Genomic DNA, 16,883 nt, shown 5'->3' with positions numbered 1-16,883 from the left:
GTCATTCCTCCGCTTCTGCCAGCGCGAGCACGATGGTCATGACCGCGCCAAGGACAACCAGATAGACGCCGATATCGAACACCAGGGGCGTGGACAGCTTGACTTCGCCAAGCCCGGGAACATCGATCGGCAGCCAGAGACCGGTAAAGAAGGCCTGGCCGAAAAAGATCTGCGGCACGCCGCTCAGGGTTGCGATCAGCAGACCCAGGCCGAGCAGGAACCGCGGGTCGGCACCCATCAGTTCGCGGGTGCGCGCCACATCGAATGCGAACAGGTAGAGCGCGAAGGCCACCGACACCACCAGCCCGGCGATGAAGCCGCCGCCCGGTTCGTCGTGCCCGCGCAGCAGGATAAACACCGAGAACAGGATCAGCAGCGGCAGCAGCAGCCGCGCCGTGGTGCGCAGAATCAGGGATCCCATTGGAGTCATCGTTGCTTGTCCTCCGCACGCAACCGGATCATGGCGTAGACACCCACCGCCGCCAGGCCGATCACGAACAGTTCACCCAGCGTGTCCAGGGCGCGGAAGTCGACCAGGATGACGTTGACGATGTTGCGGCCCTGGGCCTCGGTGTAGCTCCACTCGGCGAGTTGCAGCGAGATCGGGTCGGTAACCGTGACGCCGTTGACCGCCAGGATCAGCACCGTCATCAGTGTGCCGAGCGAGAACGCCACGGCGGCGTCCCGCACCCGGTCGGCCGGTTTCGACAGATTCAGAAAGCCGGGCAGCCGGAACAGCACCAGTACAAGCAGGATCACTGTCAGCGTCTCGATCATGATCTGGGTGATACCCAGGTCCGGCGCGCTGAATAGCACGTAGATCATGGCAACGCCGAAGCCGACCATGCCCAGGGTGGCGGCAGCGCCGATGCGCGAGCTGGTTACCGAGGCGGCGATCGCACCGACCACCACCACGCCGGCAATGGCGACCTCGTAGAAGTGCATGTCCATGCTGCCCAGCGTCACTGCGCTGTTGGTGTGCCCGAAGAAGGTCCATCCGGTCAGCACCACCGTGGTCAGCACGGTAATGGTCAGGTAGGTACGCAAATAGCCGCTTTGCAGGACGCGGGTCTGCCATTCGGCCAGCCAGACCACACCGTCGTACCATTTCTCGTAGCCGCGTTCGGCGCCGAACCGGTCGATGAATCCGAGCCGCTCGCGGTAGAAATCAAGCACCTGTTCCCAGCGCAGGAACAGCGCGACACCACCGGCAATCGCCAGGATGCTGAGCATCAGCGGCAGATTGATGCCGTGCCAGAGGTACAATTCCACCTCGATCGGACTGCCGTAGACGGCGCCCACCGCGCTCTGCACGATACCGCTGGCCGGGATGAAGCCCATCAGGCCGAACAGCAGGCCGAGCGTGGCTAGCACCACGGGCCCCGCGAGCATCGAGGGCGGTGCCTCGTGCGGTTTCTTCGGCGTTTCCTTCAGCTTGCCGGTGAACGGCCGAATCGCGAACACCGCGGCCATGCCGGCAACCATCATTGCCGAGACCACGGCCAGCACCGTAGTGAAGAAGGCCAAGCCCGGTGCCCCCACCGTGGCCTCGAACATCAGTTCCTTGGCAATGAAGCCGAACAGCGGCGGCAGCCCGGCCAGCGACAGCGCGGCCACGCAGCTCGCGAGGAAGGTGATCGGCATTAACTGCCGCAGCCCACCCATCTTGAGGATGTCCTTGGTCCCGGTTTCGTGATCCAGTGCGCCGGCCAGCATGAACAGCGAGGCCTTGTAAAGCGCATGCGCCAGCAGGAAGGCCATCGCCGCGATGATCGCCCCCTCGGTGCCGATGCCGATCAGCATCACCAGCGTGCCCAGCGCCATGACCGTGGTGTAGGCGAGCACTGCCTTGATGCCGGTGCTGCGCAGGGCCATGAACGAGCCGGTGAACATGGTCAGCGCGCCGACGATGCCCAGCGTGTAGAGCCAGGCGTCGGTGCCACCCAGGCCCGGGTTGAAGCGGGCCAGCAGATAAACGCCGGCCTTGACCATGGTGGCCGAGTGCAGGAATGCCGACACCGGCGTCGGTGCCACCATCGCATTCGGCAGCCAGAAGTGCAGGGGCACCTGGGCCGACTTGGCGAAGCTGCCGATCAGAACCAGGATCAGCATGCCCACGTACCAGGGATGCTCGCGCAACACGTCGTCGTCGGCCAGGATCTCGTGCAGTTCGAAACTGCCGGCGGCGACGCCAATCATGATCAGTCCGGCCATCAGGGCCAGACCGCCGGCCACGGTCACCAGCAGCCCCTGCAGGGCGCACCAGCGGGCGTTCTTGTCCTCGTGGTTGAAGCCCATCAGCAGATAGGAGGTGACGCTGGTGAGCTCCCAGAACACGAACAGCGTGATCAGGTTGTTCGATAGCACCAGGCCCAGCATCGAGGCCATGAACGCGAACATGATCGCGTAAAAGCGGGGCAGGTGCGGATGGCCGTGCAGATAGCCGCCGGCGTAGATGATGATGAAGGTGCCGATGCCACTGATCAGTAGTGCAAACAGCAGGCTGAGGCCATCCACCAGGAAGCTGAAATTGACGTCCAGGTCCGGAATCCACGGATAGTGGATCACCTGGGCGCCGGATTCGTTGACCGTCGGCAGAAAACCGAGGAAGTAGACGAACAGCGCCGCAGGCAAGGCGGCCAGCAACCAGCCCGCCCTGTCACCAACACTGCGCGCCAGCCACGGTGACGCGGCGGCAAGGATGAATCCGGATAAGACGGCTATGAGCATGGTCGGATGAGCGTCCTGTTGTTTTTGGCAACACTGACTGCATCACATGGCGAAACATGTGAAACCGGCCGGAATATGAGGTGATGGCCTCCCCCACGGAGGCCATCAGTCTGCCATGTTACGCCACCGTGATGGAGGTGTCGGCGTAAACATCCTGAATGGCATTCAGCAGCGCGACACCTTCATTCATCGGCCGCTGGAAGGCCTTGCGACCGGAAATCAGGCCGATGCCGCCGGCACGCTTGTTGATGACCGCAGTGCGCACCGCCTGCTGCAGATCGTTTTCGCCCGATCCGCCACCGGAGTTGATCAGGCCGGCGCGTCCCATCAGGCAGTTCGCCACCTGGTAACGAACCAGGTCGACCGGATGGTCACTGGTTAGTTCCGAGTAGACCTTTTTGTGCGTCTTGCCGAAGCCGATGGCGTTGTAGCCACCGTTATTCTCGGCCATCTTCTGCTTCACGATGTCGGCATTCAGCGTCGCCGCAATGTGGTTGGCCTGCCCGGTCAGGTCGGCAGACACGTGGTAGTCGGTACCGTCCTTCTTGAAGGCGTTGTTGCGCAGGTAGGCCCAGAGCACGGTGACCATGCCCAGCTCATGCGCATGGGCAAAGGCCTCGCTGACTTCCTGGATCTGGCGCCGGGAGTCCTCCGAACCGAAATAGATCGTTGCGCCGACGGCAACCGCGCCCATGTCGAACGCCTGATCCACCGAGGCGAACATCGTCTGGTCGTACATTTCCGGATAGGTCAGCAGCTCGTTGTGGTTGAGCTTCAGCAGGAACGGAATCCGGTGCGCGTAGGTGCGCGACACGGACTGCAACACGCCGAGTGTCGAAGCGACCATGTTGCAGCCGCCCTCGACCGCCAGCTTGCAGATGTTGGCCGGATCGAAGTAGGCCGGGTTCGGTCCGAACGAGGCCGCGCCCGAATGCTCGATGCCCTGGTCTACCGGCAGGATCGACATGTAGCCGGTGCCCGCCAGGCGGCCGGTGTTGAAGATAGTCTGCAGGTTACGCAGCACGGTGGGCTTCAGGTCCTTCTGCGCCACCACCCGTTCGACGTAATCCGGACCCGGCAGCTGGATCTGGTCGCTGGTGATGCCGGTGCAGCGGTGGCCGAGCAGTGAGTCGGCCTCGGCGCCCAGCAGCTTCTGAATATCGGTCATTTTGCTTAACTCCCCCGAGAGGTGACGTAAAACTCGCTTGTGCCGGCATGCACCGTTTCTTGTCGTGTTCGTGGCCCAGGCCGCCGTGAATTGCTGTTCGTGCGGGCTGGCGTATATTCCAGCCGGTTTCTGACCTTCCGCAAGGGGCCGAATTATAGGGAAGCGGGACCGGAAGCGCACGGACTGTCGGGAAAATCCCGGCGGAAAAGTCCGCTCTCATACTGAAATCAGGAATTTCCGATACTTTCGTCATGGTTTCCGGTAGATTTGCAACGATGCGGTTGCAGAATATGGCTGTTGATAATTGCCGCCGGCGCTGCAGGGGCGAGCGCCAGCCGGTACAACCGCGTTACGGAACGATGCATGAGTGACAACAAGGACAACAAGGACAAGGGGCTGCGGGGTCGCGTCGAGGTGACGGAGGCACTGGGTCGTTTCCAGCGCACCGCCGAGCGGCGGCTGCTGGAGTTGTTGCGGTCGGTGCTGGATTCCGCTGACACGCAGCTGATGGCGCGGGTCGAGTCCAGTGACGACTTCGAGCTTTATACCGCACACCATCGTTTCGCGACCGAACTGCGCCGCAATCGATTTACCATCGAGCAACGGGTGATCGGCGCATTGAGCGATGCCATCCAGCGGCTGCGCCAGGATCGTTCGGCCGCCGCCCCGCCCAAGCCGGATCTATCCGCGCTGAGTCTGGTGCCCTCGGAAACCCTCGACCGGGACCTGGCACTGGAGGCCATTGTCGGGCGTGCGCGGAAGAACAACAGGCAGACGCTCGATTTCCTGTGCCAGCGACTGACGCGCCTTGCGACCGGTGATCCGGTTGATGGCGGCAGCAATCCGGTCGACCCGCGCCAGCTCGCAGAAATGCTCAAGGCGGCACTGGACGATATCGATGCCGACATGCCCGCGTGGCGTGCATTCTTTGAACTGTTCGAAGAGCAGGTCAACCCGCAGCTGCCCGATTTCTACCGTGAACTGAATCGGGTGCTGGCGGATGCCGGCGTCACCCTGCCCGAGCCCGGCCGGTCGAGACCGCCCCCGGCGGCAGCAGAGCCGCGCGCGGGTGGTGGAAGCTCGGCCCCAGGGGCCGGCAGGCCGGCCAATGAACCCGGGCAGCGACTGATCCTTGCGCTGGAGGCCCTGGTTCGCTCCGTCAGCGAGGGCGAGGCGCCAGCCCCCGGCAGCGGGGGCGGCTTCTCGCTGCCGGGAAATCTGTTGCAGCAGTTCGATGCCGAAGAAGACGACGCACCCGGTCTGCCGGCAAGCATTCAGGATGTCGTGGCCGTACTCTCGACGCTTCAGAACGTGCCCCGGGATGCGGACAACGATGCGTATGTCTATATGCCGCCCGCGATTATTCGGCGGCGCGTGCGTGAAGGACTGGGTGCCAGCGCCGGCGGTGAACGCATGGATCCGGCGCATTCCTGTGCCATCGAAATCGTCAGCCTGGTGTTCGAGTCGGTACTCGAGCATCCGGACCTGCCGGACCGCATGAAGCTGTCCATCTCCCGCTTGCAGATTCCGGTGGTGAAGGTGGCGCTGCTCGATCCGGCGCTGTTCAGCGAACGTTCGCACCCCGCGCGCCGCCTGATCAACGAACTGACCCGGGCCGCCGTGAGCTGGACCCCGGCAACCGAACCGGAGCAAGAGGGCGACCCGCTGCTGCAATGCATTGATGAGGTGGTGGCGCAGATCCAGCGGGATTTCCGCAATGACCTGGATGTCTTCCGCGAGGCGCTGAGCACCTTCGAGCGCTTCCGTGCATCGGAATTGCAGCGCGTGCGGCAGGTCGAGGCCCGGACCCGCGCGGTAGCCGAGGGCAAGGCCCGCCTGAGTGAGGCCCAGGATCGCGCCGCTCGCGAAATACGGGAGCGTTGTGCCGGCCTGCAGGTGCCGCCGGCCGTGCAGGCGATTCTGGAAGGTCCGTGGATGCGGGTGCTGTCGATGACCCTGCTGCGCGAAGGTGATGGCAGTGATACCTGGCACCGGTACCTGAAGACCGTGGAACGGCTGCTGGAGACCGTGCAGTTCAGCAACGACCACGAGGAACGGCGGGATCTGGTGCTGAAAATCCCGGGCGTGTTGAAGGAGTTGCGCGCCGGCGCCAACGGCATCATGTTCGACAACTCGCGGATGACCGAATTGCTGCATGACCTCGAAGGTGCGCACATCGACGTGCTGACCCGGCCGCTGACCGACGCGCCGCCCGCGGACGAGTCGGTGGGTTTGGGCGAGGTCGCCGCCGAGAGCGGGGATGATGAACTGGAAACCCATCTCCAGGCGGTGGATTCGTTACCGGTGGACTGCTGGCTGGAATGGCGGCATGAAGGTCATGCCCCGGCGCGTTGCCGTCTCGCCGCGCGATTCTCCGGCGGTGCCTGGTTGGTGCTGGTCAACCGGGCCGGCTTCCGCCTGGCGGAACTGCCGCGGCGGGCAATGGCCGAGGAACTGGCCAGCGGGCGCCTGCGGCAGCTCGACGATAGTGCGCTGTTCGACAAGGCGCTCGGACAGGTCGTAACGGAGCTGCGACAGCAGGCCGCCTCTTGATGGGTGCATATGTGTTGCCCAACCTCCGGCGCCTGGTCCGGATTCCCGTCCTGTTTCTGCACGTTATGCTGGGCGTTGTCGTCATCCTCGCCTGTGTCGCGATCGACCGTCTGCTGCAGAAACCCCTGCATGGCGGTCTCGGCCGTCGTGCCCAGGCATTCTGGTGCCACAGTATCTGCCGCTTGCTCGGCGTCCGTATCCGGCATGCCGGCGAGAGGATTGCCGATCCCCCTGTGCTGCTGGCCGCGAATCATGTCTCCTGGCTCGATATCCTGGTGATTTCGGCCGACCATCCGGTGAGTTTTCTCAGCAAGGAGGAAGTGCGTCGCTGGCCGGGCATCGGTTTCGTTGCCACCTGCCTGGGCACGCTCTATGTGCAGCGCGGCAACCCGCGGGCGGCGCCGAAGGTGGTGGCCGATATGGTCGAGCGGCTGCACCTGCCCGATCGCGTGGCCTTCTTTCCCGAAGGCACCACCACGCGCGGCATGGACCTGCTGCCGCTGAAGCATCGCCTGTTCCAGGCGGCCGTCGACGCCAAGGTGCCGGTGCAGCCACTGCTGTTGCGCTATCTGAATCCGGACGGCAGCGTCAACTGCCGGACACCCTTTGTCGACAACCAGAACCTCATCGCGCAGGTCATCCGGCTTGCCGGCGAGCCCCGGGTGGAGGCGCGGTTGATCGCGGGCGATACGCTGTCGAGCATCGGCCACGACCGCGCCAGTCTGCGCGACGTCGTGGAACGTCACATGCGCGACATGTTGCTGTCACAAAACGGTCACAAGGTTGCTATTGAATGACGCCGAACCAGTCTGGCAATCGCGGACCCGGTCCCGGATGCAGGAATCGAGCAGCGGTTTCCTCAGCGAGGAACTGAATCGGCATGGCAGTGAAGATACTGATCGTTGAAGATGAGGCGCCGATCCGCGAAATGGTGATGATGGCGCTGAGTGTCGCCGGCTACGAGGTGCATCAGGCAGAGTCCGGAGAGGAGGGTTTTACTCTGCTGAACGAGCATGTGCCCGACCTGATCCTGCTGGATTGGATGCTGCCCGGCATGAGCGGTATCGACTTCTCGCGGCGGATCAAGAAGGATCCGTTGTGCAGCGACATCCCGATCATCATGCTGACCGCGCGCGGCGAGGAAGAGGACAAGGTCCGTGGGCTCGAGTCCGGTGCCGACGACTTCGTGACCAAGCCGTTCTCGCCACGGGAGCTGACCGCCCGCATCAAGGCGGTGCTGCGCCGCGCCTCGCCGATGAGTGCCGAGGAGGTGCTCGAGGTGGAGGGGCTGCGGCTTGACCCGGTGAGTCATCGGGTCAGTGTCAACGATGCCGCGGTTGATATGGGTCCCACCGAATTCCGATTGCTGCATTTCTTCATGACCCATCCGGAGCGCGTCTATACCCGTGGTCAGTTACTGGATAACGTGTGGGGCATGAACGTGTATGTCGAGGAACGCACCGTCGATGTCCACATCCGCCGCCTGCGCAAGTCCATCGCCCACAGCGGGCACGATCGCCTGGTGCAGACCGTCCGTGGTGCCGGATACCGGTTTTCCGCCAAGCCGTAAACGGCCTGGCTGGGCCTGAATCATGCGCCTGCTGCCGCGCCGTGATGGACCAGCCGTGAGGGATCCGTTATCGGGCCAATCCCCATGGCCCGCTGTTTTCCTGCGTCTTCTATTGGTAACGGCCGTCTCGGCCGCGATCGGTTTCCTCGTCGGACACCTGCTGCTGGGTCTGTTTCTCGGCACCGCCGTCTACCTGGTCTGGAACATTCACAATCAAGTGCGACTGGAGCGCTGGCTGCGTCAGGGACGTAGCCTCGAGCCGCCCGATTCCAGCGGCCTATGGGGCGAGATCTTCAACGGCATTCATCGCCTGCAGCGGCGCCAGCGTGGCCGCCGGCGCAAGCTGGCAAAAATCCTCCAGGGCATCCGCGAGGGCATCAATGCCATGCCGGATGGGGCGGTCATCCTGCGCGAGAACGGCGAGATCCAGTGGTGGAACGGGCCGGCCGGCGACATGTTGGGGCTGAGCTGGCCGCAGGACGAGGGGCAGCGCATCGCCAACCTGTTCCGCCACCCCGAATTCGGCGCCTTCGTCCGGCGTGAGGAGCAGGAGACCTCGACCATCACGGTACCTTCACCGGTGAACGAGGAGCTGATGCTGGAAATCCGGCTTATCCCCTATGCCGAGAATCAGCGTCTGATGCTGGCGCGGGACATTACGCGCCTGTACCGGCTGGAGCGCATGCGGCGGGATTTCGTGGCCAACATCTCGCATGAACTGCGGACGCCGCTGACCGTGATTCAGGGTGTCTCGGAGAATCTGAGCGACCAACTCGGTCACGCCGAGGCACAGGTCCGGCGCGCCCTGGAGCTGATTCATCAGCAATCGCTGCGCATGGATCGCCTGGTGGAAGACCTGCTGACCCTGTCCCGGTTGGAAACCGAGCAGAGGCCGGTGGAAATGAAGCCGGTGAACATGCCGGAACTGCTGCGGGTACTTGGCGAGGAGGCGAAAACCCTGAGTGCCGAGAACGGCCACGAGATAACGCTGGATGTGGATCCCGGGCTCTGGATCCTTGGCGAGGAATCGGAACTCCGCAGCGCACTGTCGAACCTGGTGTTCAATGCCGTAAAATACACCCAGTCCGGCGGCAGGATCCGCGTCCTGTGGCAGCGTCGCGGCAATCGCGCCCACTTCCAGGTCGAGGATAACGGGCCGGGCATTTCTCCCCAGCATCTACCGAGGCTGACCGAGCGTTTCTACCGGGTCGACTCCGGCCGTTCCTCCCGTACCGGTGGCACCGGTCTCGGTCTTTCCATAGTCAAGCACGTGCTCGGCCGTTACGGCACCCGCCTGCAGATCCACTCCGAGGCAGGCGAGGGCAGCCGTTTCAGTGTCACCTTCCCCGAGCGATTGACACTCGAGGAAGGCACAGGTGATCACGACCGAAGTGATTCAGGTTTCAGTGAGCAGGGGCGAAGTGATTCAGGTTTCAGTGTTCAGTTTTCAGACAAAGACAAAGATGAAGACCAAGGCAAGAGACGGGAAAACTCTCGCTAGTGTCGCAGGCTCAGTGGTGCCCACCGTGTAATCCCGGGAACCCCGGCCGCCCTGTCTGAACACTGAAAACTGCGTGTCTGAAACCTCCACATGAAGCCGCCTGCGGCGGCTTCATGTGGTCGTCACTCCCCCTTCACAGTCCTGTCACACTCGCTCCCCATACTCCGACTCGTTCTCGGGCTCTCACCGGGAAAAGCGCAGTTCAATGATTGCGAACGCGAACAACGGAGTATTCCAATGAGCAAGCATTCCCTGGCCGGCCTGATCGCCGCCGCGACCGTGACCGCCTTCAGCGCCACGGCCTTTGCCGAGTCGCAGGTGCAGGTGGATCCGAACCTGCCGATCTACGAAAGCACGTCCGGCGTCTCCGGCAATTTGACCTCGATTGGTTCCGACACGCTGAACAACCTGATGACGCTGTGGGCCGAGGAGTTCAACGGCTTCTACCCGAACGTCAATGTGCAGATCCAGGGTGCCGGCACCGGCACCGCGCCGCCGGCGCTGGCCGAGGGCACTTCGCAGTTCGGCCCGATGAGCCGCGCGATGCGCGACAGCGAAGAGGCCGAATTCGAAGCGGCCCATGGTTATCCGGCCACACCGGTACGGGTTGCCATCGACACCATTGCCGTGTTCGTCAACCGTGACAACCCGATCGAGGGCATGACCATCCCGCAGGTCGACGCGGTGTTTTCCTCCACCCGCCGCTGCGGCCATGACGAGGACATCACCCGCTGGGGACAATTGGGGCTGGAAGGCAGTTGGGCCAACCGCGATATCACGCTCTACAGCCGTAACGCGGTGTCCGGTACCTACGGTTTCTTTCGCCAGAACGCACTCTGTGATGGCGACTTCAAGGACTCCATCAACGAGCAGCCGGGTTCCGCTTCGGTGGTTCAGGGTGTGACCGAGTCGCTGAACGGCATCGGCTATTCCGGCATCGGCTACGAGACCTCCGGCGTGCGTGCGATTCCGCTGGCCCACGACGCCGACAGCGTGATGGCCGAGCCGAGCGCCGAAACCGCGGCCTCGGGCGATTATCCGCTGGCCCGTTTTCTTTATGTCTTCGTGAACAAGCACCCGGAACGGGACCTGGAACCGCGGGTTGGCGAGTTCCTGAAGCTGGTGCTGTCGCAGCAGGGCCAGGACGTCACGGTGCGTGACGGTTTCATCCCGTTGCCGGCCGCCGTCGCCCAGCAGGAACGCGAGAAGCTGGGTCTCTGAGCCTCGGTCTTGCGCGAAAAACCGGAAAAGCCCTGCCCAGGCAGGGCTTTTCTGTTTCTGCCGCCGTCGCAAGCTGCTGTCTCCGTTCAGTCATATTTCCGTCACGGAACTGTCATGGACGGCACGTAGCATCCGCCGAAATCACGCAGTTCATGAACGCGGACTTCCCCCATGAATGATCTCTCCAGCAGGCCGGAAGCAGGATCCGGTTCGGTGCGCAGCCTGCTTCCAAGCGGTGATGCCCGCAAACGCCTGCGGCGTTGGCGCGCGGTCAAGGATGTCGCCGCCAAGGTGCTGGTTGCGGTCTTCGGTGTGGGTGTCATTGGGGCGCTGGCGCTGATTTTCATTTACCTGTTCTCAGAAGTCTTTCCGCTGCTGGAGTCGGCTTCCACCGAGCTGCAGTCCAGCTACGAGGCGCCGGGTGGTGCCGATGTCGAGACCGTGCATGTGGCCTCGAACCGGCATCGCTCGCTGGCCGTTCGTTTTACCGATGACCGCCGGGCCGTTTTTTTCAATCCGCTCGACGGTGAGGTCAGCGACACCTTCGAGGTGCCGTTGGGTGAGGGTACCCAGGTCACGGCCCGGGCCCAGGCCGAGCCGCGTACGCGGATCTCCGCCTACGGGCTGGACAGTGGCGAGGTGCTGATCGTCGAGCATGTGTTTGACGAGGAATTCCGCGACGGTGAGCGCCGTGTCAGCGGCCGGATCAAGTTTCCGATGGAAACCGAGGAAGGCCAGCTGCTGGACATCGCCGGAGACGGCACCCCGGTCCGCAACCTGGCCATCCAGCGCGGATCCGGCGGCATCATGCTGGCTGTCGAACTGGCCGATGATCGCCTGATCCTGGTCAACTTCGCCGAGACCACCTCGTTCATGACCGGCGAGACCACGGTCGAGGTCAAGCGCTTCGATCTGACGCCGCCGGAGAATGCCGACGTTACCCGCATGCTGATCGATATCACCGGGCGGGTGCTGCTGCTCGGTGACGAGGCCGGGCAGGTGCATTATTACAACATCGCACGTCCGGCGGATGCGCAGCTGGTGGACGTGACCCGGGTGATCGACGGCGATGATGCCGCGGTCACGGCGATGGAATATCTGCTCGGTTCGGAATCCCTGATCGTCGGGGGTTCGGATGGCAGCGTGAGCCAGTGGTTCCTGGTCCGCGATGCGGACAATGTGCGCCGCCTGACCCGGGTGCGAGGCTTTGACGGCCACGACGCGCCGATCCGCACCATCGCGCCGGAATACGGCCGCAAGGGTTTCGCCACCGCCGACGAGGCGGGCGGTCTGAAGCTGCATTTCTCCACCTCGGAGCAGACCCTGCTCTCGACCCGGATCGGTGATGGTGGTTCGATCCGCACCCTGGCCTTCGCGCCCCGCGCCAATGCGCTGTTCGCGGTGGACGACAACGAGCGCCTGCATGCGCTTGATGTGCGCAACGCGCATCCCGAAATGTCGTTGTCGGCGCTGTGGAACCGGGTCTGGTACGAGGGACGCTCGGAACCCGAATTCGTCTGGCAGTCCTCATCGGCGACCGATGAGTTCGAACCCAAGTTTTCGCTGGTGCCGCTGACCGTCGGCACGCTGAAGGCGGCCTTCTACGCGATGCTGTTCGCGACCCCGATCGCGATCATGGGCGCCATCTACAGTGCCTACTTCATGTCGCCCCGCATGCGCAGTTCGGTGAAGCCCACCATCGAGATCATGGAGGCCCTGCCCACCGTGATCCTCGGTTTCCTCGCCGGGCTCTGGCTGGCGCCGTTCGTCGAGGCCAACCTGCCATCGGTGTTCACGATACTGCTGTTCACGCCACTGGCGATGCTGGTGTTCGCCTGGCTGTGGAGCGTGCATATCGGCCCGCTGGCCCGGCGTCTGGTGCCGGACGGCTGGGAGGCGGCGCTGCTGGTGCCGGTGGTGATCCTGACGGTCTGGGCCTGTGTCGCCACCAGCCCGCTGATCGAGATCTGGTTCTTCAACGGCGACATGCGCCAGTGGCTGACCGATGTCGGCATCACCTATGACCAGCGCAACGCCCTGGTGGTGGGCATCGCCATGGGCTTCGCGGTCATTCCGACCATCTACTCGATCTCCGAGGACGCGGTGTTCAACGTGCCCAAGCACCTGACCCAGGGCTCGCTGGCCCTGGGTGCGACGCCGTGGCAGACCATGGTCAAGGTGGTGCTGCTGACCGCCAGCCCGGGGATCTTCTCGGCGGTGATGATCGGCTTCGGCCGCGCGGTCGGCGAGACCATGATCGTGCTGATGGCGACCGGCAACAGCCCGGTGGTCAACTTCAACATCTTCGAGGGCATGCGCACGCTGTCGGCGAACATTGCCGTGGAAATGGGCGAGACCGCGGTCGGTGGCACCCATTACCGGATCCTGTTCCTGGCCGCGCTGGTGCTGTTCGTCCTCACCTTTGTCGTCAATACCGCGGCAGAGCTGGTGCGCCAGCGCCTGCGGCGCAAGTACAGCTCGCTGTAATCCGGCAGCCACGGCAGGAACGATCAATGAATAACTGGTTCAAGAGCGGCACGCCCTGGATCTGGCTCAACGCCGGAGCCGTTACCGTGAGTCTGATCATGGTGGTCGGGCTGCTGCTGATGATCGCCGTCAACGGCCTGGGTCACTTCTGGCCGAAGGCCGTGGCCGAGTTCGACTACGCCGTATCCGGAGACGAGCCGGAACGCGTGCTGGGCGAGCTCAGCCGCTCGGAAACCATGACTGCGGCGGCCATGCGCGATGCCGGCTATGAGGTGCCCGAGGACCAGGAAATCGTCACGCGCCATCTGATCAAGCGCGGCAACCGTGACGCCACGGGCCGGGATTTCGTCTGGTACATCGGCGAGAACGCCTCGGAATTCCGCTACCCGCGCGAGGCCATGGTGCTGGAGCGCCTGACCTGGGGCGACCTGATCGGCTATCTCAAGGACTACCGGGAAGACGGTGAGGTGGTCGCCGAGGGTGCCGACGCCCGCGCCGCGTTCGAGTCGCAGCTCGAGGAAACCCGGACCAGCGTGCGCGAGATCCAGCGTATCGAGCGGTTCGAGATCGGTGCGGTCAACCACGAGATCGAACAGATCCGCCTGCAGCGGCGGGCCCTGGAACTCAACCCGCAGCTAAGCGACGAGGAGCGCGCGGAACAGGAAGCCCTGCTCGACGACCGGCGGGCCGAGTTCCAGTCGCAATACGACGAGCTGGAGCAGCGGCGCAACGAGCTGCGCCGGGAGATCCGTCGCTACGGCATCACCGCCGAGTTGATGGACGGCCGCACCCAGGAGGTCCTGCTGGCTGATATCGTGCGGGCCACCTGGCCCAACGACATGGGTCTGGGCGCGAAGCTCTCGCATTACGGCAGCACGTTCTGGGATTTTGTCAGCGGCTTCCCGCGCGAGGCGAACACCGAGGGCGGCATCCTGCCGGCGATCTTCGGCACCGTGCTGATGGTCATCCTGATGTCCATCGTGGTCACGCCGTTCGGCGTCATGGCCGCGATCTATCTGCGCGAATATGCCAAGCAGGGTCCCCTGGTGCGGACCATCCGCATTTCGGTGAACAACCTGGCCGGCGTGCCCTCGATCGTGTTCGGCGTGTTCGGGCTCGGCTTCTTCGTCTACTTCCTCGGCGGCAGCATCGACCGAACGTTCTATCCCGAGGCCCTGCCGGCACCCACCTTCGGCAGTCCGGCGATCATCTGGGCTTCGCTGACCCTGGCCCTGCTGACGCTGCCGGTGGTGATCGTGTCCACCGAGGAAGGTCTGTCACGGATTCCGAGCACGATTCGCCAGGGCAGCCTGGCGCTGGGCGCGACCAAGGCCGAAACGCTGTGGCGAATCGTCGTGCCGCTGGCCGCACCGGCCATGATGACCGGTCTGATCCTGGCCGTGGCCCGTGCCGCCGGTGAGGTAGCGCCGCTGATGCTGGTCGGTGTGGTCAAGCTGGCGCCGAACCTGCCCATTGACGGCAGCTTCCCGTTCCTGCACCTGGACCGGGCCTTCATGCACCTGGGGTTCCATATCTACGACGTCGGCTTCCAAAGCCCGAATGTGGAGGCTGGCCGGCCGCTGGTCTATGCGACCGCACTGATCCTGGTGCTATTGATCATCATCCTCAACGTCACCGCCATCTCGATCCGCAACTACCTGCGGGAGAAGTACAAGAGCGAGAGCGATTAGCCCGCGACTGACGGCGACGAGACGCACGACGAGACAGAGCGAGACAACACGGTGTCCACGATGAAAGACGAACACAAGGTACTGACCCACGGCATGGATCCGGCCAGCATGCGCGGCCGCGCCGGCGAAAAGCGGCGCATCAGCCAGGAGACGCCGGCGATGGAAATCCGAGACCTGAAGCTCTACTACGGCGACAAGATTGCGCTGAAGGGCGTGGATCTCATGATTCCGAAAGGGCGCATCACCGCTTTCATCGGACCCAGCGGCTGCGGCAAGTCGACGCTGTTGCGCTGCATGAACCGCATGAACGACCTGATCGACGCGGCCCGCGTTGAGGGCGAGGTGCTGCTGCACGGCGAGAATATCTACGATCCCGCGGTGGACGTGGCCGAGCTGCGGCGCCGGGTCGGCATGGTGTTCCAGAAGCCGAACCCGTTTCCCAAGTCGATCTACGAGAACGTGGCCTACGGCCTGCGCCTGCAGGGCGTGAAGAGCCGGCGCGTGCTGGACGAGGTGGTGGAGAAGTCCCTGCGCCGCGCCGCGCTCTGGGACGAGGTCAAGGATCGCCTGAACGAAAACGCCTTCGGCCTCTCCGGCGGTCAGCAGCAGCGCTTGGTCATTGCCCGCGCGGTGGCCATCGAACCCGAGGTCCTGCTGCTCGACGAGCCGGCCTCGGCGCTTGACCCGCTGGCCACGCTGAAGATCGAGGAACTGATGTTCGAGCTCAAGGAGGAGTACACCATCGCCATCGTCACCCACAACATGCAACAGGCCGCCCGCGTCTCGGACTACACGGCCTTCATGTACATGGGCGAAATGGTCGAGTTCGCCGACACCGACACGCTGTTTACGTCGCCGGCGAAAAAACAGACCGAGGATTATATTACCGGCCGTTATGGGTAACGGCCGATACGTTTTACGTTTCAGGTTTCAGGTTTTACGTAAAACATAAAACGTAAGACCTAAAACGTTTCCAGAGCCATTCCGGAAGCCGTAAACACCGAATCAGGTCCACCCGACCATCGAGGCCCGTAACATGGACAAATCCATCTTCACCCAGCACATCTCGCGGCAGTTCAACGAGGAGCTGGAAGACATCGTCAACCGGGCCATGAGTATGGGTGGTCTGGTGGAGCAGCAGTTGGCCGACGCCATGGACGGCCTCGCCGAGGGTGACACGGGCAAGGCCGAACTTGTCGTTACCCGCGATTACCGGGTCAATGCCATGGAAGTGGAGCTGGACGAGGAGTGCACGCACATCCTTGCCCGGCGCCAGCCGACGGCCAGCGACCTGCGGCTGGTGATGGCGGTGATCAAGACCATCACCGATCTGGAGCGTATCGGTGACGAGGCCGAGCGTATCGGCAAGATGGCGCTGCACCTGCTGGACAAGGACCGTGAACTGCATCCCATGGCCGAGATCGCGGCGCTGGGCGAATACGTCCGTCGCATGCTGAACAATGCATTGAATGCCTTCGCGCGCATGGACACGGAACATGCCGTACGCACGGCGCAGATGGATTTCAGCGCCGACAGCCAGTACGAGGAGATCCTGCGTCAGTTGCTGAAGCGGATGCGGGATGACCCGGATTCGATCCCGCGGGTCATGGACATCATCTGGTCGGTGCGGGCGCTGGAACGCATCGGTGATCGTGCACGAAATATTTGTGAATACGTGATCTATTTCGTGATGGGCAAGGACGTCCGCCACATCAGCTTCGAACAGATGGCCGAGGAGGCCACCGGCGACAGGCGTTAGGGAAACACTGATTGATTCGCTCGCCTGCGTCGGCGTCCGCATTTTTCCGAGGCAAGGCACAAGGGTGCATTAAGCGCAGCGAATGCACGCGGTGTGATCCGTCACAATTGTGGCAACAGGCTCTCGGTCACCGCCAATGCCCATCCCGGCCCTTGTTCGTCCGAACACCTTGCCTTGTCTGAAAACCTTTCATGTCCTGCCAA

General features: G+C 63.4%; 11 protein-coding genes and 1 pseudogene. 9 read left to right on the top strand and 3 right to left on the bottom strand.

Translation table 11 applies throughout. From position 1 onward, the window contains the following. Position 1: 1 nt before the first annotated feature. From M0534_RS12290 to M0534_RS12280, 3 genes are all read right to left on the bottom strand, one after another. The gene (locus M0534_RS12290; RefSeq protein ID WP_248568734.1) at positions 2-430 is read right to left on the bottom strand and encodes a Na+/H+ antiporter subunit B; all 429 of its coding nucleotides are present in this window, start codon (positions 428-430) and stop codon (positions 2-4) included. After that, positions 427-2,730, bottom strand: a complete 2,304-nt coding sequence (locus M0534_RS12285; protein WP_248568733.1) for a putative monovalent cation/H+ antiporter subunit A — start codon at positions 2,728-2,730, stop codon at positions 427-429. Before M0534_RS12285 ends, M0534_RS12290 begins: the two co-directional genes overlap by 4 nt. 118 nt (positions 2,731-2,848) lie before the next feature. Further along, complete coding sequence (locus tag M0534_RS12280) at positions 2,849-3,898, bottom strand: class I fructose-bisphosphate aldolase (RefSeq protein WP_248568732.1); 1,050 nt, start codon at positions 3,896-3,898, stop codon at positions 2,849-2,851. 363 nt (positions 3,899-4,261) lie between these two features. Between M0534_RS12280 and M0534_RS12275 the strand changes: the two genes are divergently transcribed. From M0534_RS12275 to phoU, 9 genes and pseudogenes are all read left to right on the top strand, one after another. After that, entirely contained in the window at positions 4,262-6,451 is a 2,190-nt protein-coding gene (locus M0534_RS12275; protein WP_248568731.1) for a DUF1631 family protein, read from the top strand. After that, positions 6,451-7,248 carry a lysophospholipid acyltransferase family protein gene (locus tag M0534_RS12270; protein ID WP_248568730.1) on the top strand — a complete coding sequence of 266 codons (798 nt, stop codon included), beginning with the start codon at positions 6,451-6,453 and terminating at the stop codon, positions 7,246-7,248. The genes M0534_RS12275 and M0534_RS12270 overlap by 1 nt, the downstream gene beginning before the upstream one ends. A gap of 83 nt (positions 7,249-7,331) precedes the next feature. Continuing rightward, the gene (gene phoB / locus M0534_RS12265) at positions 7,332-8,021 is read left to right on the top strand and encodes a phosphate regulon transcriptional regulator PhoB (protein ID WP_248568729.1); all 690 of its coding nucleotides are present in this window, start codon (positions 7,332-7,334) and stop codon (positions 8,019-8,021) included. A gap of 22 nt (positions 8,022-8,043) precedes the next feature. Continuing rightward, the gene (phoR, locus tag M0534_RS12260; RefSeq protein WP_282571435.1) at positions 8,044-9,522 is read left to right on the top strand and encodes a phosphate regulon sensor histidine kinase PhoR; all 1,479 of its coding nucleotides are present in this window, start codon (positions 8,044-8,046) and stop codon (positions 9,520-9,522) included. A gap of 237 nt (positions 9,523-9,759) precedes the next feature. After that, entirely contained in the window at positions 9,760-10,743 is a 984-nt protein-coding gene (locus tag M0534_RS12255; protein WP_248568727.1) for a PstS family phosphate ABC transporter substrate-binding protein, read from the top strand. A 171-nt stretch (positions 10,744-10,914) separates the two neighbouring features. Further along, complete coding sequence (locus M0534_RS12250) at positions 10,915-13,230, top strand: ABC transporter permease subunit (RefSeq protein WP_248568726.1); 2,316 nt, start codon at positions 10,915-10,917, stop codon at positions 13,228-13,230. A gap of 26 nt (positions 13,231-13,256) precedes the next feature. Next, positions 13,257-14,921, top strand: coding sequence for a phosphate ABC transporter permease PstA (pstA, locus tag M0534_RS12245; protein WP_248568725.1), 1,665 nt, complete (start codon positions 13,257-13,259; stop codon positions 14,919-14,921). A 168-nt stretch (positions 14,922-15,089) separates the two neighbouring features. Continuing rightward, a pseudogene (pstB, locus tag M0534_RS12240) lies at positions 15,090-15,824 on the top strand (phosphate ABC transporter ATP-binding protein PstB); the annotation flags it as partial. A gap of 133 nt (positions 15,825-15,957) precedes the next feature. Then, on the top strand, positions 15,958-16,680 hold the full coding sequence (phoU, locus tag M0534_RS12235; RefSeq protein WP_248568724.1) for a phosphate signaling complex protein PhoU: 723 nt from the start codon (positions 15,958-15,960) through the stop codon (positions 16,678-16,680). Positions 16,681-16,883 lie beyond the last annotated feature (203 nt).

It is taken from the genome of Methylonatrum kenyense, assembly GCF_023195885.1.
Lineage (GTDB): Bacteria > Pseudomonadota > Gammaproteobacteria > Nitrococcales > Aquisalimonadaceae > Methylonatrum > Methylonatrum kenyense.
The sequence above is the reverse complement of the archived record's forward strand: the minus strand, read 5'-3'. Positions and strand labels throughout refer to the sequence as shown.

Bases quoted from the DNA above. Each gene is read 5' to 3' on its own strand.
- M0534_RS12290 (WP_248568734.1), bottom strand. From the start codon at position 430: ATGACTCCAATGGGATCCCTGATTCTGCGCACCACGGCGCGGCTGCTG.
- M0534_RS12285 (WP_248568733.1), bottom strand. From the start codon at position 2,730: ATGCTCATAGCCGTCTTATCCGGATTCATCCTTGCCGCCGCGTCACCG.
- M0534_RS12280 (WP_248568732.1), bottom strand. From the start codon at position 3,898: ATGACCGATATTCAGAAGCTGCTGGGCGCCGAGGCCGACTCACTGCTC.
- M0534_RS12275 (WP_248568731.1), top strand. From the start codon at position 4,262: ATGAGTGACAACAAGGACAACAAGGACAAGGGGCTGCGGGGTCGCGTC.
- M0534_RS12270 (WP_248568730.1), top strand. From the start codon at position 6,451: ATGGGTGCATATGTGTTGCCCAACCTCCGGCGCCTGGTCCGGATTCCC.
- phoB (WP_248568729.1), top strand. From the start codon at position 7,332: ATGGCAGTGAAGATACTGATCGTTGAAGATGAGGCGCCGATCCGCGAA.
- phoR (WP_282571435.1), top strand. From the start codon at position 8,044: ATGCGCCTGCTGCCGCGCCGTGATGGACCAGCCGTGAGGGATCCGTTA.
- M0534_RS12255 (WP_248568727.1), top strand. From the start codon at position 9,760: ATGAGCAAGCATTCCCTGGCCGGCCTGATCGCCGCCGCGACCGTGACC.
- M0534_RS12250 (WP_248568726.1), top strand. From the start codon at position 10,915: ATGAATGATCTCTCCAGCAGGCCGGAAGCAGGATCCGGTTCGGTGCGC.
- pstA (WP_248568725.1), top strand. From the start codon at position 13,257: ATGAATAACTGGTTCAAGAGCGGCACGCCCTGGATCTGGCTCAACGCC.
- phoU (WP_248568724.1), top strand. From the start codon at position 15,958: ATGGACAAATCCATCTTCACCCAGCACATCTCGCGGCAGTTCAACGAG.